The organism is Psychroflexus halocasei (genome assembly GCF_900107595.1).
In the GTDB taxonomy this organism is placed as follows: domain Bacteria; phylum Bacteroidota; class Bacteroidia; order Flavobacteriales; family Flavobacteriaceae; genus Psychroflexus; species Psychroflexus halocasei.
Window position 1 is genome coordinate 207,294 of the sequence record NZ_FNQF01000005.1, and the last position, 25,046, is coordinate 232,339.

Genomic DNA, 25,046 nt, shown 5'->3' on the forward strand with positions numbered 1-25,046 from the left:
ATGTCTGAAGTTGAAGTCATCGATAACTTTGTTACCAAATACAAAAGTTTAAAACAAGAAATTGCAAAAGTCATTATCGGTCAAGATAAAGTTGTTGACGAGATTTTGATTTCTGTTTTTTCTGGAGGGCATGCGCTTTTAATCGGTGTACCAGGTTTGGCTAAAACTTTGATGGTCAATACAATTTCAAAGACATTGGGTTTAGATTTTAATCGTATTCAATTCACACCAGATTTGATGCCGAGTGATATTCTAGGTGCTGAAATTTTAGATGAATCTCGTCAATTTAAATTTATCAAAGGGCCAATTTTCAGCAATATTATTCTTGCTGATGAAATCAACAGGACGCCACCTAAAACCCAGTCTGCTTTGCTAGAAGTGATGCAAGAAAAATCTGTCACGATTGCGGGGCAACATTTTAAATTAGAAGAACCCTATTTTGTTTTAGCAACTCAAAACCCAATTGAGCAAGAAGGAACTTATCCCTTGCCAGAAGCGCAGTTGGATAGATTTATGTTTTCAATAAATCTCACCTATCCAACATTTCAAGAAGAAGTTGATGTTGTTAAAGCCACGACCTCAAATATTACACATGATATCAAAGCATTGTTTAATGCTGAAGAAATTGTTAAAATTCAGAAGTTAATCCGTCAAATGCCTGTTGCGGACAACGTTGTAGAATATGCCGTAAAGTTGGTTTCTCAAACGAGACCTTTCGAAGATTCAGCAGCAGAAATTGTCAAGAATTATGTTGAATGGGGCGCAGGACCAAGAGCTTCACAAAACCTCATTTTGGCTGCCAAAACGCATGCTGCTATCAACGGAAAATATTCTCCAGATATAGAAAACATCCAAGCTGTAGCAGAAGGGATTTTAAGACATCGTGTCGTGAAAAATTACAAGGCAGAAGCAGAAGGTGTTGATATCAATGCGATCATCAATCAGCTTATGTAAAACGATTATAAATTACCTAGCCTAGGGTTTGATTATTCCTAATTCTTATCTTCATATTGTCAGATTTTAAATTATAAGCGTATAATTTAGAGATATTGCTTTAATTTTTAGCTAAAATTAATTTTTTAATAGATAAAATGCACGGATACTTCATAAAGCTTGATAACTTTTAAATCCGAAGTATATTTCTTACTTTTGTTCAATTAACAAAAAAATACGTTTTATGGCTTTTGATATTGATATGATAAAGCAAGTTTACAGTCAAATGGCTGAGCGTGTTGATCTCGCGAGAGAGATCGTTGGACGCCCTTTGACACTTGCAGAAAAAATTCTTTATACACACCTTTGGGATGGAAAACCATCAACCAAATTTACAAGAGGTAAAGATTATGTAGAGTTTTCTCCAGACCGTATTGCATGTCAAGATGCAACTGCTCAGATGGCGTTGCTTCAATTTATGCAAGCAGGGAAAGATAAAGTTGCAGTTCCGACAACTGTTCACTGTGACCACTTAATCCAAGCTAAACAAGGTGCTGCAGCCGATTTAAAACGTGCTAATGATACAAGTAAAGAAGTTTTTGATTTCTTAGGATCAGTTTCCAATAAATACGGAATTGGTTTTTGGGAGCCAGGAGCAGGTATTATTCACCAAGTTGTTTTAGAAAACTATGCTTTTCCAGGCGGAATGATGATTGGTACAGATTCTCACACAGTTAATGCTGGAGGACTTGGTATGGTCGCTATTGGTGTTGGCGGTGCAGATGCTGTTGACGTTATGGCTGGAATGCCTTGGGAACTCAAGTTTCCAAAGCTCATAGGTGTTAAATTAGTTGGTAAACCACAAGGTTGGACAGCTGCTAAAGATGTTATTCTTAAAGTGGCTGAAATTTTGACAGTTAAAGGTGGAACAGGTGCAATTGTCGAATACTTCGGTGAAGGTGCCAAAAACTTATCTTGTACTGGTAAAGGAACAATTTGTAACATGGGTGCTGAAATTGGAGCAACAACTTCAACATTTGGTTACGATGATTCTATGGAACGTTTCTTACGTTCAACTGACCGTAATGAAATTGCTGATGAAGCAAATAAAATTAGAGAACACTTAACTGGTGATGATGCAGTTTATAGCAATCCAGAAGAGTATTTCGATCAAGTTATCGAAATTGATTTAAGTACATTAAGACCGCATTTAAACGGTCCATTTACGCCAGACTTAGCAACACCAGTTGGTGAGTTAGGTGAAAAAGCAAAAAAGAACGATTGGCCAATTAAAGTTGATTGGGGATTAATAGGTTCTTGTACAAACTCTTCTTATGAAGATTTAACGCGTGCAGCTTCAATCGCAAAACAAGCAGTTGATAAAAAGTTAAAACCAAAATCTGATTTTGGAATTAACCCAGGCTCAGAGCAAATTCGTTTTACAGCTGAACGTGATGGCTTATTAAAAATATTTGAAGATCTTGATGCGACAATTTTTACAAACGCATGTGGGCCTTGTATTGGTCAGTGGGATCGTAGCGATTTAAAAGGTGATGAGAAAAACACAATTGTTCACTCGTTTAACCGTAACTTCTCAAAACGTGCTGATGGAAACCCAAATACTCACGCTTTTGTAGGTTCACCAGAAATGGTTGCAGCAATTGCAATTTCAGGTCGTTTAGACTTTGATCCGATGAATGATACGCTGATCAATGAAGATGGAGAAGAGGTGAAACTTGATCCACCACAAGGTATAGAGTTACCTGAAAATGGTTTTGAAGTTGAAGAAAATGGCTATGTAGAACCTTTAAAAGATGGTAGCAAGGTAGATATATCTGTTGATGAAAACTCAAACCGTATTCAATTATTAACGCCTTTTGAGCCTTGGGATGGTAAAAACATTACAGATGCCAAGCTTCTTATTAAAGCACATGGTAAATGTACAACTGATCATATTTCTATGGCTGGACCTTGGTTGAAGTATAGGGGTCACCTGGACAACATTTCTGACAACTGTTTAATTGGTGCTGTGAATGCTTTCAATATGAAAACAAACTTCGTGAAAAGCCAGATCACAGGAAAATATGACGCTGTGCCTAAAACACAGAGACAATATAAAGCTGAAGGAATTCCAACAGTTGTTGTTGGAGACCATAACTATGGTGAAGGATCTTCTCGTGAGCATGCTGCAATGGAGCCACGTCATTTAGGTGTGCGTGTTGTGCTTGTCAAATCATTTGCGCGTATTCACGAAACAAACTTGAAAAAACAAGGAATGTTAGGAATCACTTTTGATAATGAACAAGATTATGATCTGATTCAAGAAGATGATACTTTTAACTTTGTTGATCTTGAAGATTTTTCAGAAGATAAGCCTCTTACAATAGAGATTGTTCACGCTGATGGATCAAAAGATACTATTAAAGCAAATCATACTTATAACCAAGCTCAAATTAATTGGTTTAAAGAAGGTTCTGCTTTAAATATGATTAAAAAACAAAATAAAGCTTAGGCCTTAATTTGGTAAATATGACTTAAAAACCACCTTTCGAGGTGGTTTTTTTATACATTTATACGCATGAAAAATAAAGAAGAAAAAAAGGAATCCTTTCTAAAAAAGCATTGGAGTAACATTCTTTTTGGGCTTTTTGTCATACTATTGATAATTCCTCAGACACGTACACCTATCCAAGTTTTTATAAATAAAATAATTTCTTTTAGTCCATCTGAGATTTCTGAAGATGACAGAGAGAGTTTAAAAACTTATAATTGGGTTTTGATGAATGAGAGAGGAGAGGACATCAACTTCAATCAATCAAAAGATAAAGTTGTGATTATCAATTATTGGGCTACATGGTGCGCACCTTGTATTGCTGAAATGCCAAGTTTACAAGAGTTATATACTGAATTTAAGGATGATGTAGATTTTTATTTTGTCACAAATGATGATCCACAAAAAGTCAATACTTTTATGTCTAAAAATGATTATGATATGCCTAGTTATCGTCAAAGATCTCAAGCGCCTCAAATACTTCAATCATCAAGCTTGCCTACAACTTATATGATTTCAAAAAAAGGTGAAATTATTATGAAGAAAATAGGTTCAGCTAATTGGAGTAGTGACAAAGTTAAAAATACAATCAGAGAAAATTTATAATAACAAGTGAGTGACTATGTAACTTTTAGCGTTTTTAAATTTGATAACACAGGTTCTAAATATTGGGCTTTATCTCAAATGCAATTGGCACACACTCAACTCAAAAAAGTAAAAGGACAATCTTTCTATAAACTAATGGGCAGCGGTCAACAGGGATTTAAACCTTGGCCAGATTTCTCATCTTATGCCTTACTTCAAGTTTGGGACTCTAAGGAAGCTGCGAAAGATTTTTTGGATAATTCAGTTATTTTTAAAAAATATAAAAATCACTCTAAAAAAATCACAACGTATTTTTTGCAGGCTTTTAAAGCAAGAGGTCAGTGGAATCAAAAGTCAATTTTCAAAGTTGAAGCAAGTCAACCTGATAGAATTGAAGAGATTGTTTCACTAACAAGAGCTTCGGTTAATAAAAGGAAAATTTTTAAATTTTGGAAAACAGTTCCTGCAGCCCAATTGACTTTAAATGCCCAAACGGATTTAATTTATGCCAAAGGTTTTGGGGAATATCCTCTCACTGAAATGGCCACTTTCAGTCACTGGAAAACTTATGATGCCATGCGAAAATATGCTTATAAATCAAAAGGACATCAACAAGCAATTAAAGCAACGAGAAAGAATCATCTTTTTAAAGAAGAAATGTTTGCAAGTTTTAGGATTTTAAAAATTGAAACTTGTTAATTTGTTTTGAAACCTCTTTTCAAGTGTCTGATAAATGCTTGATGAAAAGGCTTGGAATTTAAGCTTAAAATAATTTTGAAATCTTCACTAAAACTCGATTCTTCATCCAAAAATCTAAAGATTCGCTCAATTGGGTTTTTCTTATACATTCTGTAAAATAGCTCTTCACCAAAATCATTTCTTGACTTCAGCACATCCAAAAACATTTTATCATAATGTTTATATTTAAGCGGTTTTTTGAGGCCGGATAGATTTTTGTTATTTAATAGACAATTTACAATTTCCTCACTTTTTCTTTCACAATTTTTAAAAGCATATCCTGTGGAAGCTTTTACCCAACCTGCTGCTGTTCCAATTTTATGAATACGTTTACTTCGAAAATTATCAAAATCAAAACTGCTCATCGGGATGACACCTTTTTCTTCAGAAACAACTTGATAATCTTCGACATTAATATGCTCTAAATATTTTTTGAGGTGACAGTTATAGGTTTCATCAGAGACTATATCAGGTGAAAAATATGTGAATTCAACTAAGGCTTCTTTTCTATTGATTGGTAAAACGTAGGTGAAACTCGTTGAGTGTTGATCCTTGATATCGAAATCCATCATTGTGAAAAGCTCATTCTCAAAAGTATTTTCTTCGGTTTTGATATACCAACCTTTAAAGTGTTGATGAATGTGTATGGAATTATTAGGTTTATAGAATTCAGGTGAAACTCTACTATCAAACATCAATTCAGTGTTATAAGAATTTGTATTTGTTTTGACAATAACCTCTTTATTGGTTTCTCGGTAATCAATGACTTTCTCTTGAACCCACTCAATATTTTCGTCTTCTAATATTTGATTTTTGCAGGCTTTATAAAAATCAATAGACCGTAACATTTTGTAATTATATTTATCAAGATCAAACTCAATACTTTCTTTATTAGCTCTTAATTCACCTTTTGACCAAGATTTTGTAATGAAATCGTCCCATAATCCTGATTTTTTTTCCCAAAAACACCAAGTTTTATCATCACTGTTTTTTGTGCTTGGTTCAATGATAAGAAGCTTTTTTTTATTCAGTAAGCCATTTCTTTTCATCGCCATACTTAGGTGTAAACCTGCGGCACCAGCACCCACAATAATATAATCAAAAGTAAACATAGAAATACATAAAGAATAAGAATTGAACACCAAAAACATGTGCTGATGTTCTGAAACTTCCTTTGACTTTCAAAAAATCACACAACAACATGAACAGATAAGCAAACATAAACCAAGAAGCATAATTACGAAAGGGAACCGTGTTATTTTCAAATTCCCAAAAATCAAATCTTGGCGCTGTAAACTCCATTAAATAATCTAAACTAAGCATTAATAAAGAAGCAATACCAGCTTTTACCCATTTATTTTTTATGTATTTAGAGATTATAGTATAAGAAGTCAAACTCAGTATTGCCCAATTGATGCCGATCAAGACAGGAACTCCAAGAAAGCGATAGCCAAAATTATTTCCGTAAGCATATTCGCCAAAGAACCATGCATAATTAACGCCTAAAACTTCAACTGAAAAACCAAAAAGTGATATGATTAAAAATGCAATTAAATTTTTGATATTAATCAACTTATAGCTAAACAACATAATGATAAGAATAATCATTAAGTTGAGAGGTGTCTTCGGTAAAAACCAATCAGCGTAACCTAATGTGATTCCGATAATTGCCGAAATATGGAAGAGCCAAATCAGTAAAAACTGAGGTTTGATTTTTAGGTTAATTGTCATTGTTATTTTGGATTAGATCAGAAACAATTTGAGCTGATAACAAACATAGCGGAATTCCTCCTCCGGGGTGAACACTCCCGCCACAAAAATAAAGATTCTTAATTTGAGAAGTGAAATTTGCATGCCTTAGAAAACTAGAAAATTTTCCATGACTTGCCATTCCATATAGCGAACCTTGATGCGAGGAAGTTTGTTTTTCAATATCTTTTGGTGTCAAACAATGCTCTATTTCAATATACTTTTCGATATCTGTTTTTAAAACACGATTAATTTTAGAAATGATTTGTTGACGAATTTTATGGATCATTTCTTCACTCAAGATTTTTCCATCAGCAGGGGCGTTTATCATAACAAACCAATTTTCACAATTTTCAGGGGCATCTGTTTCAATTATTTTTGATGTGATATTGATGTAAACTGTCGGATCTTCATAAAATGCTTTTTGATTAAAAATGTGATCGAACTCTTTTTTGTAATCTTCTGAAAATAATATGTTATGTATGCCTAAATCTTTGAATTCTTTATTGATTCCCCAATAAAAAATAAGTGCTGAGCTTGAGCCTTCTTGTTTTAAATTTAATTTAGGCTTTTTGGCTTTTTTTAAAATAGTTTGATATGATTGATAAATGTCCATATTTGAAATAATGAAATTAGCTTTATGAATCTCAGAATTGACACGGACAGCTTTTGCAGTTTTTTGATCGAAGATGATTTCATCAACAGCCTGATTGAGATGTATTTTAATACCAACATCTTTGGCTAATTTTGTTAAGGATTGTGAAATATCGTGCATACCTTTTTCTGGTAAAAAGGTTCCGTCATACATTTCTAAATAAGGAATCATTGACATAATTCCTGGGGTTTTGTATGGTGAAGATCCGTTATAAGTTGCGTAACGATCAAATAATTGAACGAGTTTAGGATTTTTAAAAGATGCCTTATTATGCTCGTGTAAGCTTTTGATTAAATCTAATTTTTGAATATTTACAACTGCTTTGAGAGCTTTTTTATTTAAAAAATTACGAGATTGATGCAGCGAATTTTTTAGAAATAAATCTGCAGTTAACTCATATTTATCTTTTGTGCTTTTAAGATAATGACTGATGTTTTGCTCATCTTCATCAAATATAGATGAAGCAGATTTCACAAAATCATCAGGGTCAGCAGGAGCTGTGAACTTTATGGCATCTTCCCAGAAATATCGACAAGTCTCGTTTTGTTTGGAATAATTAAAATATGTCTCAGGATTTTTTCCATGCAATTCAATTAATTCCTTGACAAGATGAGGAAGCGTAAAAAGTGAAGGTCCTAAATCAAATCTGTATTGCTTATCTTGAAAAGCATGAATTTTTCCACCTGTGTAATCATTCTTTTCATAAATATCAACCTCAAAACCTTGTTTTCGAAGTCGTAAAGCACTAGCAATACCAGCAATGCCAGCACCAATAATAATTACATTAGGCTTTCTTTTTGGCATTTTTAAGCTCTCTTTTAAAATATTTTAATGGAGGAAATAGCATTCCGAAACATTCGCTATCCTCTTTACCTAGGTGTTTATGGTGCATTTTATGAGCTCTTCTGATTCCTCTTGCATACCAATTGTTAGCATTTCTAAACATTTTAAATCTTTGGTGAATGAAAATATCGTGAACTAAAAAATATGCTAAACCATAAGCCGCGATACCAGCGCCAACTGCAATAGCGTATGGATTTAGGCTGATAAACAGAGACATACTGATGAAGGCGTAAAAAACGAAATAAAAATCATTGCGTTCCCACCATGAATCGTGATCTTTCATGTGATGGTCTTTGTGTAAGAACCATCCGAAGCCATGCATGATATATTTATGTGAAAACCACGCCATAAATTCCATAAAACAAAAAGTTGATAGGAAAGTGAGTATCAATAAAAAAATTTTCATAATTAAATAAGATTTAATCTAAAAAAAACGTAAGATTTAGCGAGTAGACCCGCTTTTTGATAATTTGAAACACGGATTCTTCTCTGTTGAATTTCTGAAGAAGGTGTGTTTTTAATTTTGTTTAATAATTTAGTATAATAAATGTAAGCCGTGTATACGCCAAGCTTTGCCTCTAATGGTAAATGTATAATACCGTTTAAACCAGCTTTAAAGTCTTCTTCTATTTCAATAATAATTTCATCCTTATTTGAATCATCAAAAGCTTGAAGATTTAAATGTGGGAAATAACTTCGTTCTAAGCCTTCCATATCTGCTTTTAAATCTCTTAAGAAATTTATTTTTTGAAAAGCAGAACCTAAACGCATGGCACACTCTTTTAATTCATCATATTTATTTTGATCTCCCTTAACAAAGACCTTTAAACACATCAAACCGACAACATCAGCGGAGCCATAAATATATTGTTCGTATTCTTCTTTAGTGAGATAGTTCGATTTATGTAAGTCTTTTTCCATGCTATTCATAAATGAAATATAAAGATGTTCAGGGATTTCATATTTATGAACAGTTTCTTGAAAAGCATTGAGTATTGGGTTTAAGCTTATTTTATTTTCAATAGCATCATACATCTGCTTTTTAAAGTCATGAAAAAGCGTTTCTTTGTCATAATCATGAAATGAATCAACAATTTCATCAGCAAACCTTACAAATCCATAGATGTTGTAAATGTCTTGCCTGATAGATGGCGCCAGTAATCTTGTCGCTGTAGAAAAAGATGTGCTGTAAGATTGTGTTACCGTTTTACTACATCTTTTGGAAACGATGTCAAAAATTGATTTCATGATTGAAGACTTTTTAAAATGAGTTGAGAAACTAATTTTCCAGAAATTAAAGCAGGAGGAACTCCAGGCCCAGGAACTGTTAATTGTCCAGTGAAAAATAGTCCATCTATTTTTTTGCTTTTGAGTTTTGGTCTTAAAAACGCTGTTTGTAAGAGCGTATTTGCCATGCCGTATGCATTTCCTTTATAAGAGTTATAATCTTTTACAAAATCATTAACGCAATAGGATTTTTTATAAATAACGTGATCTTTAATTTTTTCTCCTGTCAATTTTTCAAATCTATCCATTATAATACCATAATATTTTTCTCTGAGTTCATTTGTATCTTCGAGACCAGGAGCTATTGGAACCAAGAAGAAGCCGTTTTCACAACCCTCAGGAGCCGTATCGGAATCTGTTTTTGATGTGAAATTTGCATAAAACAAAGGTTCTTTAGGCCATTTTTTTGTGCTATAAATGCTGTCAGCATGTGCATCAAAATCGACATCAAAAAATAAATTATGATGTTCAGCATTCTTTATTTTTTTATCAAAACCTAGATAGAATAAGAGAGAAGAAGGTGCAAAAACTTTTTTATCCCAATATGACTCTGAATATTGTCTGTATTTTTCATCAAGCAATTGTTCGCTATGATGATAGTCGGCACCTGATAATATGATGTCAGATTCAATAATTTCATCATTAACTTTTATAGACTTAGCTTTTTTGTCTTCAATATTAATTTTTTGAACGTCAGAATTTGTATGAATTTTCACGCCTAAAGATTCAGCTAAATTTTGCATTGCTTGAACGACAGCAAAAAAACCTCCTTTTGGGTGCCAAGTCCCTAAACCGAAATCAGCATAATTCATAAAGTTATAAAATGAAGGTGTTTCGCTTGGTTTTGCGCCTAAAAATAGAACAGGAAATTTAAGGATTTGCTTAAGGTTTTCACTCTCAAACTCTTTGTCTACATCTTTACTAACCGTACTGAAAAAAGTATTTAATTTTTTGATTGTTTCTGGTGTTACAAGTTCTAATGGAGATAAACCTGGTTTGTAAACAAGCTTTTCAATTGCAACTTTGTAATTATCTTGCGCTTCCTTAATAAATTTTTGAAGCTTGATTGATGCACCTTTTTCTTCAGCTTCAAAAACTTCATATATTTCTTCAAAATTATCACCTATCTGAATTTTTTTTCCATTTTCAAAAATAACTTGATAACCAGGGTTTAGGCGTTCAAGTTGATAATAATCTGATGGTTTTTTATTAAAATCAGCAAAAAATCTTTCAAAAACATCAGGCATCCAATACCATGAGGGGCCCATATCGAATGTAAATCCTTTAGCTTTGTGTTGTCTAGCACGTCCGCCAATGGTATCATTTTTTTCAAAAATGTGAACCTCATGACCAGCTTTAGCTAAATATGCTGCTGCTGCTAAAGATGAAAACCCAGACCCTATAATTGTTATTTTCTTTTTCATTTTATAAGTTTAATGTCATTTCTGAAATGTCTCCAAAGGTTTTAAAGTTGGATGGTAATTCAATTTGATTTTCTGTAATTTCTTGAGTTTTTCTTCCTAGAATCCAATATTCTGATTTTTCTGGATTTATATAATCTTTAATTTCATTTATATAATTTCCAATATCGTCAGGCTTTACTGTAAAGTAACTTATAAATACTGTTTTACTATATACAGATGAAAATAAGTGTAAATCCTTTTTAGGAAGAGATTGACCTAAAAATATCACTTTATAGCCATAAAGTAGTAACTCATAGTTGATGTAAAACAATCCGATGTCATGAACTTCTTCAGTCGGAAGAAATAATACAAAGACCTTATCTTCTTTTTGAGGTTTTTCATGTTGCAGCTTTTCAATGTTAATGTAAAGCTTTTGTTTGACTAGAGTTGAAACAAATTGCTCGTGCGCAGGAGATATAGTTCCTATTTGCCATAAAAAACCAATTTCTTTTAATAAAGGAATAAAGACATTGTTGTAAATTTCTCTAAATGTATAAGTTATCATTAATTCGTCATAAGTCCTTAAAAATAATGACTGATCAAAATTGAGCATTGCCAACTTCATTGATTTGACAGCCCTATTTGTATCGCTTCGGCTAACAGAAATATTTTGAACATAACTTGCGATCTCTTTATCAGATAATTTTGAAATTCTTGAAATCTTATATCCATGATCGTTCAGAAAAGTCACATTAAGTATTTTCTGAAGTCCTTTAATATCATAAGTTCTAATATTAGATTCAGTTCGATTTGGATTCAAAATCCCATATCTTTTTTCCCACATTCTAATTGTGTGTGCTTTTACGCCACTGAGAGATTCTAAATCTTTAATACTGAAATTCTGTTTAATGTTTTCCATGACTTTGTTTAACAATAGTCAAAATTATAAATAATTGTTTAATATAAATACATAAATATGAAACAAAACAGTTAAATCTTGTTAAGGTTTTATCGAGTCATGCTTAAACAAAATGATTTTAATAAAAAAAAGCCACTTCTTTCGAAATGGCTTTCCTACAAATTTTATTGTTTTTAAAATCGATACGGATCTTCTTCTTCGGTTGAAATACCTAATGCTTTATGTACATAATCAAAGGTTGAAAGTAATTTTGGCTTACCATCAACTAAAGCAACATCATGTTCAAAATGTGCGCTTGGCTTCATGTCAGCTGTTAAGATTGTCCATCCGTCAGGAAGTTGTTTGATATCTTTTGTGCCAAGATTAATCATAGGCTCGATAGCAACGGTCATTCCTTCAACAAATTTTTTACCTCGGCCTCTTTTTCCATAGTTTGGCATTTCTGGGTCTTCGTGCATTGTTTTTCCTATACCATGACCGACAAGTTCACGAACAACGCCATAACCATTTTTTTCAGCGTATTTCTGAATTGCAAAACCGACATCGCCAACACGATTGCCAGGCTTGAACTGTTCAATACCCTTATATAATGAAGCTCTTGTGACTTCAAGAAGCTTATCAATTTCTGGGGAAACTACCCCAACTTTAAAAGTATAAGCATGATCTCCATAAAAATTGTTTTTGAGTGCGCCACAATCTATCGATATAATGTCACCTTCAATCAATGGTTTATCATTTGGAATACCGTGAACAACTTGTGCATTTGGACTCATGCAAAGCGAATTTGGAAAATCATAAAGACCTAAAAAACCTGGTATTGCACCATGGTCTCTAATAAATTCCTCTGCCAATCCATCTAGCTTTAAGGTTGTGACACCTGGTTTGACTTCTTTGGCAAGCATGCCCAATGTTTTAGAAACAATGAGAGCACTCTCACGCATTAATTCTATTTCTTCTGACGTTTTTGTGATAATCATCTATTATTTTTTAAATAATGAGCTCAAGAAACCTTTCTTTGATTTTTCTTGAGCCTTGTTCTTAAGTTCGTCATTTTCACCGATGAGTTCTCTATAAATACCTCCCCATCCGTAAAAACCACCGATATTTCTATCATCGATAAAAATATCAGCATTAATTTTTCTACTTATTTTTTCAGAATATTCTTCTTCTGGATAACTTTTATTTACGGCATAAAACTCAATGCCATTCTTCTTACAAAATTCAACAGCTTCATCTAAACTTTTACCACTTCTATAAGTCCATAATATTAAAATATGACCTTGATCTTGAAGTTTTTTTAGAGTTTCAAAAGCAAACAACATGGGTTTACCTATACCAGGATATCGATTTTCAACAATGGTTCCATCAAAATCGATGGCAAGAATTGGTTTATTAGGAGAAATCATATTTATTAAAAATTAAAAGTCGTAACTGTGCTTGTATTTTTGACCTGACATAATTTTATATAGATCTTCCTCTAAACTTTCAACAGCGTATTCAACAAAACGATTCATTTCTTGACCATTTTTATAAACAATAATTGTTGGGACATTGAAAACGTTTAGTTCTTTACGTTCTTTATCTGTGATGTTAGGAATTTGTTTACGTTGAGTGACACCAACGAGTTTAAGTTTTTCATGAGAGATGTCAGCTTTGTCAAAAATCTTGATCAAACGCGGTAGTTCTCTCCGACTATCTGGACACCAAGTTCCAAGATAAATGCTGAATGTGATTTCGTCTAAATCATCAATATTTGAAATTTCTTCAATGAATTTAGGCTTTGGGGAATATCTATCATAAACTGCATTATACCAACCTGCGTTGCGAGAATCCATTAATTCATCTAATGTAAACTCACCTAACATGAGTTCGTAACTTTGTTCTTTAGTTACTTTTTCTGAATTAATACTCGAAAATGGAGTTACTAAAAAAGCGATAAATGTTACTAAAATACTGATACTTTTCATGAGATAAGAGATTTTTGAGTCATTAATTTAGGTTTTTCAATTCCCATTAAGTCGAGAATTGTTGGCGCAATATCGCCTAAAATACCATCTTTTATTTGTTTAACATCTTGGTCAACTAAAATAAGTGGGACAGGATTTGTTGTGTGTGCAGTATTGACTGAGCCGTCATCATTTAGCATTTTTTCGCTGTTTCCGTGATCAGCAATGATAATCATACTATAGTTTTCAGCTTCTGCAGCTTCAACTAAAGAACCAACACAATCATCAACTGTTTCACATGCTTTGACCGCAGCATCAAAATCACCTGTATGTCCGACCATGTCAGGATTTGCAAAATTGACACACATAAAATCTGCAGTTTGATCTTTTATTTCAGGAATGAGCTTGTCTCTAAGTTTATAAGCACTCATCTCTGGTTGTAAATCATAAGTTGCGACTTTAGGCGAATTGACTAAAATTCGTTTTTCATCTCTAAATGGTTTTTCACGACCGCCAGAAAAGAAGAAAGTGACATGTGGATATTTTTCAGTTTCAGCAGCTCTAATTTGAGATTTGCCAGTGTACTCTAAAACTTCACCTAAAGTTGCTTTGATATTTTCTTTTCTGTAAATGATATTGATATTTTTAAAACGATCATCGTATTGTGTCATTGTCACGAAATATAAAGGAAGAGATTTCATTTCAAATTCAGGAAAATCTTCTTGAGATAAAGCTTGCGTTAATTGTCTACCACGATCAGTTCTGAAATTAAAGAAAATAACAACATCATCTTTTTCTATCTGACCATTTTTTTGATCGTCTAAATCAATTTTGATAGGTTTGATGAATTCATCACTCACATCATTTTCATAGCTTTTTTCAATTGCTTCAATAGGATTTTTAGTGTGAACATTTGCTTTTCCTTGCGTTAAAAGGTGATATGCATTTGCAACACGTTCCCATCTTTTATCTCTATCCATTGCATAATAACGACCAATAATGCTTGATAATTGTGCGTTGTATTTTTGAGAAAAATCAAGCACATTACTGATGAAATTTTTTCCGGAATGTGGGTCAACATCACGGCCATCAGTAAAAGCGTGAATGTACTTTTCATCAATACCATAGTCATCAGCTGCTTTGACTAAACCTTCTAAATGATTGATGTGCGAATGAACGCCACCGTCACTGACAAGACCTATGAAGTGAACGGCTTTATTGTTTTCTTTGGCATAATTAAAGGTTTGCTCTAAGACAGGCTCGTTTTTTAAGGTGTCTTTTTCGACAGCCATATTGATTTTTACCAAATCTTGATAAACAATACGACCAGCGCCCAAGTTCATGTGACCAACTTCAGAGTTACCCATTTGTCCCTCTGGAAGTCCGACGTTCAAACCATCGGTTCTTAAAGTTGAATGTGGATATTTCTTATATAATTTATCAATGTTTGGTGTGTTTGCAGCATCAACGGCAGAGCCTTTTCCTGTTGGCGAAATACCCCAGCCATCAAGAATTGTTAAGATTACTTTTTTGTTCATCTCTTTTTTTTGCTAAAATATGAATTATTCAAGAAAACTATCTTTAAGACGTGTTAACTTCGAGTGACAATAATCAATTTAAGAGATTTTTGTTCCATTTTTGACTGATCGTTCAGGTTGAATTATGATAACTTCTTCATGTTCTTCAAGTCCGCCTAAAAGTAAACATTCACTCATCATATTTGCAATTTGTTTAGGAGGGAAATTAATGACTGCAACCACTTGCTTTCCTATTAAATCTTCAGGGTTGTATATTTTAGTGATTTGAGCTGAAGTTTTTTTGATACCAATTTTTCCAAAATCAATTGTCATTTTATAAGCTGGTTTTTTAGCTTCTTTAAATAACTCTGCGGTTAGTATTGTACCAACTCGCATTTCTATCTTGGCAAAATCTTTAAAATCGATGAAGTTATTATAAGACATTAAGCTTTTAATTTTGGATTGATATCATTGATATGGTCTTTAAAATATTTTCTGATAAAGTCATTTGTCATCAAGTCTTTACTTTCGAAGTTTAGTTTAGCCCAACGTGATATGAATTTTTCAGAATTTTGAAGTTCTAAGAAGCTTTGAGAAATAGGTTTATATGAATAATGCCAAGGCTCATAATTAAAGCCTTTTCGATGATAATTTTGTGTGTAAACCAAATAAAATCCAAAGCGATTTGCATTGGCTTCCATCCATTCTTTTAAAGTACAATAGTTTCCTATACCGTGATAGTTATCAGGATTCAGCAAGCTTCCTTTTGGCTGTGGTTGGTTGGCGTCAATGATGTCCATGTCAGTTCCCCAATGATGGCGTGAGGTGCCAGGAATAGTAGAGTAGGTAATGATTTTATTGAAATTGTCTTCAGTATTTAAACCTTCTTTTTTGTTATTTCTGAACTTTCGTTCAAAGATCGCTTTCTGTCTTTCAAAAGAACGAAATCCTGAAACAATTTGTATGTTAATTTGATCTTTTAAAGCCGCATTTTTCATTTTTAAAAAAGCTAAATAAGTTTGCTTTTCTAATGTTTTTGTTGAGGTCAAATGAGAAAAACTTAGGCCTGCTAATTGCTTAAATTTCAGATCAAAATCATCTTTATTAAAGCTGACCAAACTCGGCGCAATAGCACAAGCAGCGGCAGCTTTTAGATTCAAACGTATGAATTCATTTCTTTTCATTTTCTGATATATTTCATCACAACATGTAAACCAACATTTTCAATATTGAAAACATCTGAAGCTTTCACAAAGCCATTTTTCTCGTAAAATGTAGAGGCGGAAACTCTTGCATTACACCAAATCAAGTCATTGGATTTTGTTGATTTAATTGCCTCACAAAGCAGTTTTTGACCGAAGCCTTTTTTTTGATTGTCTGGCTCTACAGCCATTCCTCTCAGCTGAATTTGGTTTTGAGTTTTAAAAAGATGATGTCTATTTTTAAATAAACTGATGATGCCGACAAGTTTATCTTCAAAAAAAGCACCCAAATGTTGAGTGCTTTCTATATCGTCGTTTTCAAAATAACAGCTCTCAATTGGCTTACCAGGTCTTAAAACTTTTTGTCTGAGTTGTAAGATTTCTTGAGAAGCTAATAATTTGAACTTCATTATTTTAATATATCGTCAACAATGCCATAATCTAAAGATTCTTGAGCATCCATCCAATAATCACGTTTAAAGTCGTTCATGACTTTTTCAAAATCTTGGCCACAATTATCAGCGAGAATTTGAGCACTTAATTCTTTTGTCTTTAGAATTTCACGTGCTTGAATTTCAATATTTGAAGCTTGACCTCTCGCACCGCCAAGTGGTTGGTGTATCATCACCTTTGCATGTGGTTGAATATAACGTTTGCCTTTTGTGCCAACAGATAACAAAACTGATCCCATAGAGGCAGCTAAACCGCTACATATTGTTGAGACATCGCTATCAAGAGATTTAATGGTGTCGTAAATGGCAAAACCATCTGTGACGTATCCGCCAGGGCTATTGATGTAAAGTTGTATATCTTTTGTGTCAAGCAAATCTAAATATAAAAGTCTGTCGATCACATGTTTTGCACTTTTACCATCAACTTGTCCGTTGAGAAAAACTTTGCGTTCTTCTAAAAATTTATGATCTATTAAATCTTGTACTTTACTTGATTTTTTACTCATGATTTTATTTTTAAAAAGGTAAAATTAAAGTTTTAAATTCAAATTCTATCAATTCTTAGAAGGCTATTAACAAAATCTGAAATGTTTCTTTAAAAAACAGATAAGCCAGAAAGATTTGTCAAATCCTCCAAAGCATGAATTCCTAGGTTTGAATTGCCTTTTTCATTTAATTTTGGGCTCCAAACTGCAACAACGTAGGCGGTAGGATGTACTGCAACAATGCCGCCACCAACACCACTTTTTCCAGGTAAACCAACGCGATAAGCAAACTCACCAGCTTCATCATAGAAGCCACAAGTTTGCATTATGGCATTAATTCTCTTGACACTTTTAGCTGAAATGACTTGTTTTTTAGAACTGATTTTTTTTCCTGCATTTGCAAAAATTGAAAATGTTCTTGCCAATTGTTCGCAGGTCATTTCAATTGCACATTGATGATAATAAAAATTCAGAACATCATCAATATCATTTTCAATATTGCCTAAGGCTTTCATGTAATTAACCAAAGCAGTGTTGCGATAACCATAATCTTTCTCGCTCTCTGCAACTTTTTCATTGTAGTAAATGTCATCGTCGCCAGCTAATTTTCTGATGAAGGTCAAAAAGTCATTGATCGGATCGTCAAGCACTGATAGTAGAACATCTGCGATTATAATCGCACCAGCATTGATAAAAGGATTTCTGGGGATACCTTTATCACGCTCAAGTTCGGTAAGTGAATTAAAAGGTGTTCCTGAAGGTTCAACTTCTACGCGTTTCCATAAATCTTGGCCAACTAATTCAGCAGCAATCGTTAAACTGATGACTTTAGAAATACTTTGAATTGAAAATTTTTCTTGGCTATCGCCAATTTCATAACTTTCATTTTCATTGGTGAGTAGAAACATGCCGAATTTATCAGGATCGACTTTTGCAAGTTCAGGGATGTAGTTTGCAATCTTACCGTGATTTTCTATCCGGTTGCAATCTTTATGAATGATATTAAGAATGTTTTGAAAATCCATCTATAAAAAATCTAAATTTTCACCAGATTCTATTTCATAAGCTTCTTTTCCAGGTTCAAAAATTCGTGCTTTTAAACCGCCTTCTAAAGTTAATTTTTCTCCTTCAGCTTTAATGTAACTGCCTTCCCTTAAGCCTATGACGTTGATGTTGTTTTGTGCTTGAAACTCTTTGAGCCTTGTTTCTCTGGTTTCGCCTTTGTGCGTTGAGTGCGGATTTGGATCTAAATAATGTGCGTTGATATTAAATTTTAAAATACCCATTGTTTCAAAACTAGAAGGATAAACAATCGGCATATCGTTTGTTGTTTGCATATTTATACCGCAAATATTACTTCCAGCCGAAGTTCCTAAATAAGCTTTGCCTTTTAAGATTTCTTCTTTCAAAGTTGTCATGAGATTTTTGTCATGTAAAGTTTTAACCAACAAAAAAGTATTTCCGCCACCTGTGAAAATTGCATCTGCATCTTTCAAAGCTTGTTCAGGGTTTTCATACTCATGTAAACCTTTAATTGTATCAAAAATATCATCTAATTCTTCACGAACTTTATCGGTATACGCGTCGTGAGTGATGCCACCTGGACGAGCGAATGGAATGAAAACAAGCTTTTTCTTTTCCTTAAAAAACTTCTTTAAAGTTGGCTTGAGGTACTCTAAATAACCCAATCCATGTATGGTAGAAGTGCTCGCAATAATGCAATTTAAATTTTGACGCATGTGATATTATGTATTAAAATTCTTGTGGAACTAAATTATATTGCGAAATTAGAAGATTTTAGGAGCTTAACAAAAGTTTATTAGCAAGCTTGCTGTTGCTCTTGATATTTAAAATATATTTACTATAAAGTTAAATCACTTATTAAATGCGCTATTTCTATTTATTATTTATCGTTTTTTCAATTCAAATTCAAGCTCAAAATCGTACGACGATCAAAGGCCAGGTGAATGTACCTAAAGACGAATCATCTTCAATGATTGAAGTTGTTAATCTCAATTCAAAATCAGGCACATTGACAGATGCCAAAGGACAATTTGAAATCAGAGTTTCTGAAGGTGATCGATTACGTATCGATGCGCTGCAATATGAAGCATTTACGGCGATTGTAGATCAGGGAATCATCAGAAGCAAACAAATCATTATCACCATTAAATACGGAATTAATGAACTTGAGGAAATCGTTGTGAAACCTTATGATTTAGATGGAAATATTGCTGTTGATTTAGAACGTGTGAATACTTATGCTGTTGAATCAAATATCCCTTCAACACGAGAAATTCTTCAATCTTACAGAGGTGAAAACCCGACATCACCAAACTTAACTGTTGATGAAAATCCGACAGAAACAAGAATCGTTAAAAACGGATTAAACGTTGCCAATATTATAAGAGCAATAGCAAGGGATAGATTTAAAAAGAAAAAAGGGAATGATCAAATTGACAGTCGTTATTTAAAACAACTTTATGAAGATGGTTTTTTTGAAGATCAATTGGGTTTAAAGAAAGATCAGGTATATGGATTTGTTGAATTCGCTGTTAATGATAAAGATTTTTCTGAAAAACTACTCAAGAAAGAAAATGAACTAGACCTTGTTCGTTATCTAATGATTAAATCTGAGGAATTTAAGGAATAAGCGCATGAAAAGTTTTTTACTTCTATCTTTTTTTGTTTTGAGTGTAACACAATCGTTTTCTCAAAACCTTCAACTTAGAGGTAAAATAATAGCAGATTCTATTCAGCATTATCAAATAAACATCGTTAACATCACGCAAGAGACGGGAACAACAACTGCACAAAACGGAAGCTTTGTACTACCTGTTAAAATTAATGATAGCATTGTTTTTTCTTCACTTATTCATGAATTTAAAGCTTTAAGAGTGAATGAAAAACACCTTGAAGAAACTCTACAAATTCATTTAAAACCACAGATTAACGAATTACCAGAAGTTGTTCTAAAACCTTATGATTTATCTGGTGATTTTTTAATAGATGTCCCTAAAATAAAAGTGAGTCACATCGATCAAACAAGTTATGGCTTTGGGACAGTCCGACGATTGACACCTATACAACAAGAAATGTATTTTGTACAAACGACAGGGTTGGTCGGTCAAGTGATTATGCGATTTAATGGTCAGATGGAACAGTTAAAAAGACGCATTGAAATCAATAATAAAGTCAAAAAGCAATTAAGATTAAGGCCACATATCACGGAAAATTTGATGCGAAATCAACTGAAAATCAATCCGATTTACAGAGACGATTTTGCTTACTTCTGTTCAGACGATCCTGAGCTTATGGCTATTATTGGTGAAGACAAATTAAAGATGATCGAGATGTTGATGGAAAAGTCTGAAGCTTTCAAAAAATCAAAATATGATTTAGTTCCTCATGAAGAGTAAAATCGTTTTTGTTTTATGTTTGCTTTTTGCAGCTTCAGGTTTAGCTCAGCAGAAATATCTTTACGGGCAAATCATTGCAGATTCTATTCAATATTATCAAATTAACATTGTCAATATCACCCAAGAGACAGGAACAATCACGTCAAAAAATGGTGACTTCTCAATCGCAGTTGATATGAATGATAGTCTTGTTTTCTCATCACTTGTGCATGATTTTCAGAGTTTGGTTGTCACCAATTCAACTTTAGAAAAACCTGTCAAAGTCAAAATGAAAAGACAAATAAATGAATTGCCTGAAGTTGTTGTCAACGCTTATGATTTATCTGGAGAACTCAGTCAAGATATCGCTCAAATGCCAACTTATCATTTAGCACAAGAAGCTGTAGGTTTTAGTATGCCACGCCGTATTGATTATCCCACAAGTGAACTCAATCGCGTTAAGCAAATGAAGATTGGTTTTGGGTTCGCAGTTCCATTGGATTACATCATTATGAGTCTGAATGGTGATATTGATAAGTTAGAGCGTTATCAAGTTATTCTTAAAAAAGAAAAACAGAAAGAAAGATTACTTGAGTATTTTAAAACTGAATTTATCGTCAAAAACTTAAAAATAAATAAATCTTCCGTTGATGATTTTATTTATTTCTGCATAGAAGATTCGAGTTTTATTAAAATTTTTTATGATGATAAATTAGCTGCTTTTAATCACATTAAGCAAAAATCAGAAGTTTACAATCTTAATCAGTTAGCAAACAAGTAGATTTTGTGATTACTCATCATGGTCATCCTTCTCGTCAATCATTTTCGAAATTCGAACAGGAATATCTTTTTCAGCTCCATATAATTTGATTTCTTGTATATCTGCAGGCATGTAGAAGCCTGCATCTTCAAGTGCTTCTTTAACATTTCTGACAACATTACCTTTTGTGATTAACGCCATTCTTCTAAAATCTTTTGTGTCAACCCAAAAGAAAACTTTAAGATTAACTGTGCTGGTTGCCAATTCGTCTTCAATAACAAAATTTTCATGCTCTTCGTCTTCAATCACAGCAGGTTCTTTTTTTAGAGCTTGTAGAACTGTTTCTTTTGCTTTTTCAATATTATCTTCATAAGCAATACCAATAATGAAATCCCATCTAAAGAAACCATCTTCTGTAAAATTAATAACAGGTTCTGTGAGAACATCGCTGTTTGGGATATACACATCTTTACCATCAAATGTTTTGAGTTTGGTATATCTAAATTCTAAACTTTTAACTTTACCAAAGTTTTCACCGATTTCTACAGTATCATCAACATCATAAGGTCTGCTGAAAGCCAAAATAATACCTGCAATAAAATTCTCACCAATATCTTTAAATGCAAAACCTAAGACAACAGCACTTGCACCAGCTGCCGTTAATATGCCAGCTGCAATTCCGCCTAAGCCAGCTGCTTTGAGTGCTAGCATAATCGCAATCATGATAAATGTATATTTGATTGCTTTACCTAAAAAACGACTCATCAAAGGGTCTTTTGTTCGTGCTGAAATTTTTCTTTGTGAAAAGCGTCCTATCCAAGAAGCAACGAGAATACCCAAAATAATGATAAGAAGACCTATACCTATGCCTGGTAATTGATCGATGAAACGATCGAAAAAATCAATGAAAGATTGTGAGATTGTTTTTGTCGTTTTTTGAGCAGAGTCATTGAGATATAGCATGTTGAAGAATTAGGGAATAATCAAATTATTAATAAATATAGATAAACTATTCTGAACAGAAATATCAAATTTTACTTTAAGATTTTATTTTGATTCTTTAGAAGATTATTTCTTCACGAGATCTCTCTTCGTCTCAATTGCAGCATAGGTCTCCAAGGCAGATATTTATATGAAAGGAGTACAAATAAAAGCTTGTTCTCTAAAAATTCTTTAGTTGTTGAATTTATGTATTTTTGTGCCGTAAATTGAGGGTTTTTAATAAGCTTTATGCAATAAAAATTAAATGATCCACAGCATAATTTCAAACAAATTCAGATGAAACACATTTCTATGATGCAAAAAAAGAATTTCTTAAATCTATTTATCATTTTTCTGACTTTAGGTCAAATGGGTTTTGCGCAACAAAAATCTTTTTATAATAAAGATGAAGAAGGACACACAAACCAAAATAAATTTAGACAACTCTATGATGAGTTTGCAACACCAAATATTTATCGCACCGCATCTGGCGCACCAGGTCATGCCTACTATCAAAATACAGCTGATTATGTGATGGACATCACCTTAGATGATGAAAATGCTAAGATTTATGGCGAAGAAACGATTACTTACACAAATAATTCACCAGATCAATTGAGATATTTATGGGTGCAATTAGATCAAAATGTACGTTCAAAAGATAGCAAAGCGCACGACAGAAACTCGAGTAGCTTTGCGCCAATTACTAAAGTAGAGTCTTTTGCTTCACAACACATGCCTAAAGAATTTGACGGAGGTTTTAATATTGAGTATGTCAAACAAAACGGTGAAGATTTAGATTATACCATCAACTTTACAATGATGCGTGTTGAGCTACCTGAACCTCTCAAACCAGGAGAGTCTTTTGCTTTTTCAATGAAGTGGAATTACAAGCTTATCGACCATACCATTAATAACGATCGTTCTGGTTATGAGTATTTTAAAGAAGATGACAATAGAGCTTATGTTATTGCCCAATTTTTTCCACGAATGGCTGTTTATAATGATAAAGAAGGTTGGCAGAATTATCAGTTTTGGGGCGCAGGCGAATACGCACTTCCGTTCGGTAATTACGATGTGAAAATTACAGTTCCTTCTGACCATATTATGGATGCCACTGGTGAGCTTCAAAATCGAAAAAAAGTTTTTTCTAGAAAAATGATGGAACGTTATGAAGAAGCTAAAAAATCTTTTGACGAACCAGTTGTTATCGTCAATGAAGAAGAAGCAATTGATGCAGAGAAAAATAAGTCAAGACGCACAAAAACCTGGGAATATAAAGCTGAAAACGTCAGAGATTTTGCTTTTGCAAGTTCAAGAAAATTCATCTGGGATATGATGAATGTCAAAATTGGCGATAAAGAGGTGATGGCAGCTTCATTATATCCAAAAGAAGGAAAAGCACTGTGGGAAAAATGGGGAACACGAGCAGTTGCAAGTACTTTAAAAACTTTTAGCAAGCATACTTTTGATTATCCTTATCATAAAGCCGTTGCAGTTCATGCCAAAGATCAAGGCATGGAGTATCCGATGATTTCTTGGAATCACGGACGACCTGATGAAAATGGAAATATTTCTGATAAAGTGAGAACAGGAATGGTGAGTGTGATTATTCATGAAACCGGTCATAATTTTTTCCCGATGATTGTGAATAGTGATGAGCGCCAATGGGGTTGGATGGATGAAGGTCTAAATACTTTTCTGCAATACCTAACCGAGCAGAATTTTGGGAAAGAATATCCTGAAATTTTAAAAGGAAAAAAACAAACTTTAGATAAATTTCCTTCACGCAGAGGTGAACCTTCAAAAATTGTCAATTACATGAAGGGTGATCAAGAGGATATTGTTCCAATTATGACTAACCCAGAGAATGTTAAACAACTTGGTAATAATGCTTACGGCAAAACAACCACAGCGCTCAATATCCTTAGAGAAACTGTGATGGGACCAGAGTTGTTTGATTATGCTTTTAAAGAATATGCTCAACGTTGGATGTTTAAACACCCAACGCCTGAAGATTTTTTTAGAACGATGGAAGATGCTTCTGGTGTTGATTTAGATTGGTTTTGGAGAGGTTGGTTTTATACCACAGATTATGTTGATATTGGTGTAGAAAGCGTATCACGATATGTTTTAACAAGTACGCCAACTGAAGAAGGTAAAGCACTTTTGAAGCGTTTTGGTATTAGAAATCCTGATAAAAATCCTAAGACAAAAAACTCAGTTTACTTAATTGATTTGGATTCTGATAAATCTAAAAACTTGAAAACAGAAGGTAACCCTTTTAAAAATGCACCGAATCTTCAGGAGTATTTAAAAGAGTATTATTCAGAAGATGAAATGAAAGAAATTGAGATGCCGAAGTTTATTTATGAAGTGACATTTAATAAACCAGGCGGTTTAGTGATGCCACTCATTGTGAAATATACTTATGCTGATGAAACTTCAGAAATTAAACGTTATCCAGTTCAAGTGTGGCGTAAAAATGATAAAGCAGTGACAAAAGCTATTTTATCATTAAAAGAAATTGTCAAAATAGAAATTGATCCTAAGGCAGAAACTGCAGATGTCAACTTAGAAAACAATGTTTGGACAAAATAAAAACAGAAGAGAAAACGGTCTTTCTTTAAATTTAAGAAAAT

At 33.1% G+C, this 25,046-nt stretch carries 26 protein-coding genes; 8 read left to right on the forward strand and 18 right to left on the reverse strand.

All coding sequences use genetic code 11. The annotated features are described in order from the left end of the window. From BLV84_RS07870 to BLV84_RS07885, 4 genes are all read left to right on the forward strand, one after another. Positions 1 to 954 carry an AAA family ATPase gene (locus tag BLV84_RS07870; protein ID WP_093244125.1) on the forward strand — a complete coding sequence of 318 codons (954 nt, stop codon included), beginning with the start codon at positions 1 to 3 and terminating at the stop codon, positions 952 to 954. Positions 955 to 1,177: 223 nt separating this feature from the next. After that, complete coding sequence (locus BLV84_RS07875) at positions 1,178 to 3,445, forward strand: aconitate hydratase (RefSeq protein ID WP_093244126.1); 2,268 nt, start codon at positions 1,178 to 1,180, stop codon at positions 3,443 to 3,445. Positions 3,446 to 3,511: 66 nt separating this feature from the next. Further along, positions 3,512 to 4,090 (forward strand): TlpA family protein disulfide reductase, encoded by a 579-nt coding sequence (locus tag BLV84_RS07880; RefSeq protein ID WP_093244127.1) that lies wholly within the window; start codon positions 3,512 to 3,514, stop codon positions 4,088 to 4,090. A 6-nt stretch (positions 4,091 to 4,096) separates the two neighbouring features. After that, a complete protein-coding gene (locus BLV84_RS07885; protein WP_093244128.1) occupies positions 4,097 to 4,768 on the forward strand; it encodes a hypothetical protein in 672 nt (223 codons plus the stop codon). Here the strand turns inward: BLV84_RS07885 and BLV84_RS07890 are convergent. The 17 genes from BLV84_RS07890 to pepE all read right to left on the reverse strand — a co-directional run bounded on the left by BLV84_RS07890 (position 4,765) and on the right by pepE (position 19,004). Continuing rightward, complete coding sequence (locus tag BLV84_RS07890; RefSeq protein WP_093244129.1) at positions 4,765 to 5,919, reverse strand: lycopene cyclase family protein; 1,155 nt, start codon at positions 5,917 to 5,919, stop codon at positions 4,765 to 4,767. The two genes, BLV84_RS07885 and BLV84_RS07890, sit on opposite strands and share 4 nt — an antisense overlap. Continuing rightward, positions 5,906 to 6,538 (reverse strand): carotenoid biosynthesis protein, encoded by a 633-nt coding sequence (locus BLV84_RS07895; RefSeq protein WP_093244130.1) that lies wholly within the window; start codon positions 6,536 to 6,538, stop codon positions 5,906 to 5,908. The genes BLV84_RS07890 and BLV84_RS07895 overlap by 14 nt, the downstream gene beginning before the upstream one ends. Continuing rightward, positions 6,528 to 8,015 carry a 1-hydroxycarotenoid 3,4-desaturase CrtD gene (gene crtD, locus BLV84_RS07900; RefSeq protein ID WP_093244131.1) on the reverse strand — a complete coding sequence of 496 codons (1,488 nt, stop codon included), beginning with the start codon at positions 8,013 to 8,015 and terminating at the stop codon, positions 6,528 to 6,530. The genes BLV84_RS07895 and crtD overlap by 11 nt, the downstream gene beginning before the upstream one ends. Then, positions 7,996 to 8,460 carry a sterol desaturase family protein gene (locus tag BLV84_RS07905; RefSeq protein ID WP_093244132.1) on the reverse strand — a complete coding sequence of 155 codons (465 nt, stop codon included), beginning with the start codon at positions 8,458 to 8,460 and terminating at the stop codon, positions 7,996 to 7,998. Before BLV84_RS07905 ends, crtD begins: the two co-directional genes overlap by 20 nt. Positions 8,461 to 8,462: 2 nt before the next feature. Next, entirely contained in the window at positions 8,463 to 9,302 is an 840-nt protein-coding gene (locus BLV84_RS07910; RefSeq protein ID WP_093244133.1) for a phytoene/squalene synthase family protein, read from the reverse strand. Next, entirely contained in the window at positions 9,299 to 10,765 is a 1,467-nt protein-coding gene (locus BLV84_RS07915) for a phytoene desaturase family protein (protein WP_093244134.1), read from the reverse strand. Before BLV84_RS07915 ends, BLV84_RS07910 begins: the two co-directional genes overlap by 4 nt. Position 10,766: 1 nt before the next feature. Continuing rightward, positions 10,767 to 11,663: a MerR family transcriptional regulator gene (locus BLV84_RS07920; RefSeq protein ID WP_093244135.1), complete on the reverse strand. Its 897-nt coding sequence runs from the start codon at positions 11,661 to 11,663 to the stop codon at positions 10,767 to 10,769. A gap of 173 nt (positions 11,664 to 11,836) precedes the next feature. Then, complete coding sequence (gene map, locus BLV84_RS07925) at positions 11,837 to 12,640, reverse strand: type I methionyl aminopeptidase (protein ID WP_093244136.1); 804 nt, start codon at positions 12,638 to 12,640, stop codon at positions 11,837 to 11,839. A 3-nt stretch (positions 12,641 to 12,643) separates the two neighbouring features. Continuing rightward, positions 12,644 to 13,069 (reverse strand): BT0820 family HAD-type phosphatase, encoded by a 426-nt coding sequence (locus BLV84_RS07930; protein ID WP_093244137.1) that lies wholly within the window; start codon positions 13,067 to 13,069, stop codon positions 12,644 to 12,646. 12 nt (positions 13,070 to 13,081) lie between these two features. Next, a complete protein-coding gene (locus BLV84_RS07935; protein ID WP_093244138.1) occupies positions 13,082 to 13,630 on the reverse strand; it encodes a TlpA family protein disulfide reductase in 549 nt (182 codons plus the stop codon). Next, positions 13,627 to 15,147 (reverse strand): 2,3-bisphosphoglycerate-independent phosphoglycerate mutase, encoded by a 1,521-nt coding sequence (gpmI, locus tag BLV84_RS07940; RefSeq protein ID WP_093244139.1) that lies wholly within the window; start codon positions 15,145 to 15,147, stop codon positions 13,627 to 13,629. Before gpmI ends, BLV84_RS07935 begins: the two co-directional genes overlap by 4 nt. 78 nt (positions 15,148 to 15,225) lie before the next feature. Then, positions 15,226 to 15,570: a tRNA-binding protein gene (locus tag BLV84_RS07945; RefSeq protein WP_093244140.1), complete on the reverse strand. Its 345-nt coding sequence runs from the start codon at positions 15,568 to 15,570 to the stop codon at positions 15,226 to 15,228. Then, the gene (locus BLV84_RS07950) at positions 15,570 to 16,310 is read right to left on the reverse strand and encodes a M15 family metallopeptidase (RefSeq protein ID WP_093244141.1); all 741 of its coding nucleotides are present in this window, start codon (positions 16,308 to 16,310) and stop codon (positions 15,570 to 15,572) included. Before BLV84_RS07950 ends, BLV84_RS07945 begins: the two co-directional genes overlap by 1 nt. After that, entirely contained in the window at positions 16,307 to 16,738 is a 432-nt protein-coding gene (locus BLV84_RS07955; RefSeq protein ID WP_093244142.1) for a GNAT family N-acetyltransferase, read from the reverse strand. The genes BLV84_RS07950 and BLV84_RS07955 overlap by 4 nt, the downstream gene beginning before the upstream one ends. Beyond that, the gene (locus BLV84_RS07960; RefSeq protein WP_093244143.1) at positions 16,738 to 17,286 is read right to left on the reverse strand and encodes a ClpP family protease; all 549 of its coding nucleotides are present in this window, start codon (positions 17,284 to 17,286) and stop codon (positions 16,738 to 16,740) included. The genes BLV84_RS07955 and BLV84_RS07960 overlap by 1 nt, the downstream gene beginning before the upstream one ends. A gap of 89 nt (positions 17,287 to 17,375) precedes the next feature. Continuing rightward, complete coding sequence (locus tag BLV84_RS07965; protein ID WP_093244144.1) at positions 17,376 to 18,290, reverse strand: glutaminase; 915 nt, start codon at positions 18,288 to 18,290, stop codon at positions 17,376 to 17,378. Beyond that, positions 18,291 to 19,004, reverse strand: coding sequence for a dipeptidase PepE (gene pepE / locus BLV84_RS07970; RefSeq protein ID WP_093244145.1), 714 nt, complete (start codon positions 19,002 to 19,004; stop codon positions 18,291 to 18,293). 146 nt (positions 19,005 to 19,150) lie between these two features. Between pepE and BLV84_RS07975 the strand changes: the two genes are divergently transcribed. The 3 genes from BLV84_RS07975 to BLV84_RS07985 are packed head-to-tail and all read left to right on the forward strand — an operon-like array spanning position 19,151 to position 21,444. Beyond that, positions 19,151 to 19,918 (forward strand): hypothetical protein, encoded by a 768-nt coding sequence (locus BLV84_RS07975; RefSeq protein ID WP_093244146.1) that lies wholly within the window; start codon positions 19,151 to 19,153, stop codon positions 19,916 to 19,918. A 4-nt stretch (positions 19,919 to 19,922) separates the two neighbouring features. After that, complete coding sequence (locus BLV84_RS07980; protein ID WP_093244147.1) at positions 19,923 to 20,684, forward strand: hypothetical protein; 762 nt, start codon at positions 19,923 to 19,925, stop codon at positions 20,682 to 20,684. Then, positions 20,674 to 21,444 carry a hypothetical protein gene (locus BLV84_RS07985; RefSeq protein ID WP_093244148.1) on the forward strand — a complete coding sequence of 257 codons (771 nt, stop codon included), beginning with the start codon at positions 20,674 to 20,676 and terminating at the stop codon, positions 21,442 to 21,444. The genes BLV84_RS07980 and BLV84_RS07985 overlap by 11 nt, the downstream gene beginning before the upstream one ends. A 9-nt stretch (positions 21,445 to 21,453) precedes the next feature. Here BLV84_RS07985 and BLV84_RS07990 read toward each other — a convergent pair whose 3' ends face one another. Then, entirely contained in the window at positions 21,454 to 22,386 is a 933-nt protein-coding gene (locus BLV84_RS07990; protein WP_093244149.1) for a mechanosensitive ion channel family protein, read from the reverse strand. 333 nt (positions 22,387 to 22,719) lie between these two features. On the opposite strand from BLV84_RS07990, the gene BLV84_RS07995 reads away from it, so the two are divergent. Further along, positions 22,720 to 25,005: a M1 family metallopeptidase gene (locus BLV84_RS07995; RefSeq protein ID WP_093244198.1), complete on the forward strand. Its 2,286-nt coding sequence runs from the start codon at positions 22,720 to 22,722 to the stop codon at positions 25,003 to 25,005. Positions 25,006 to 25,046: the final 41 nt, after the last annotated feature.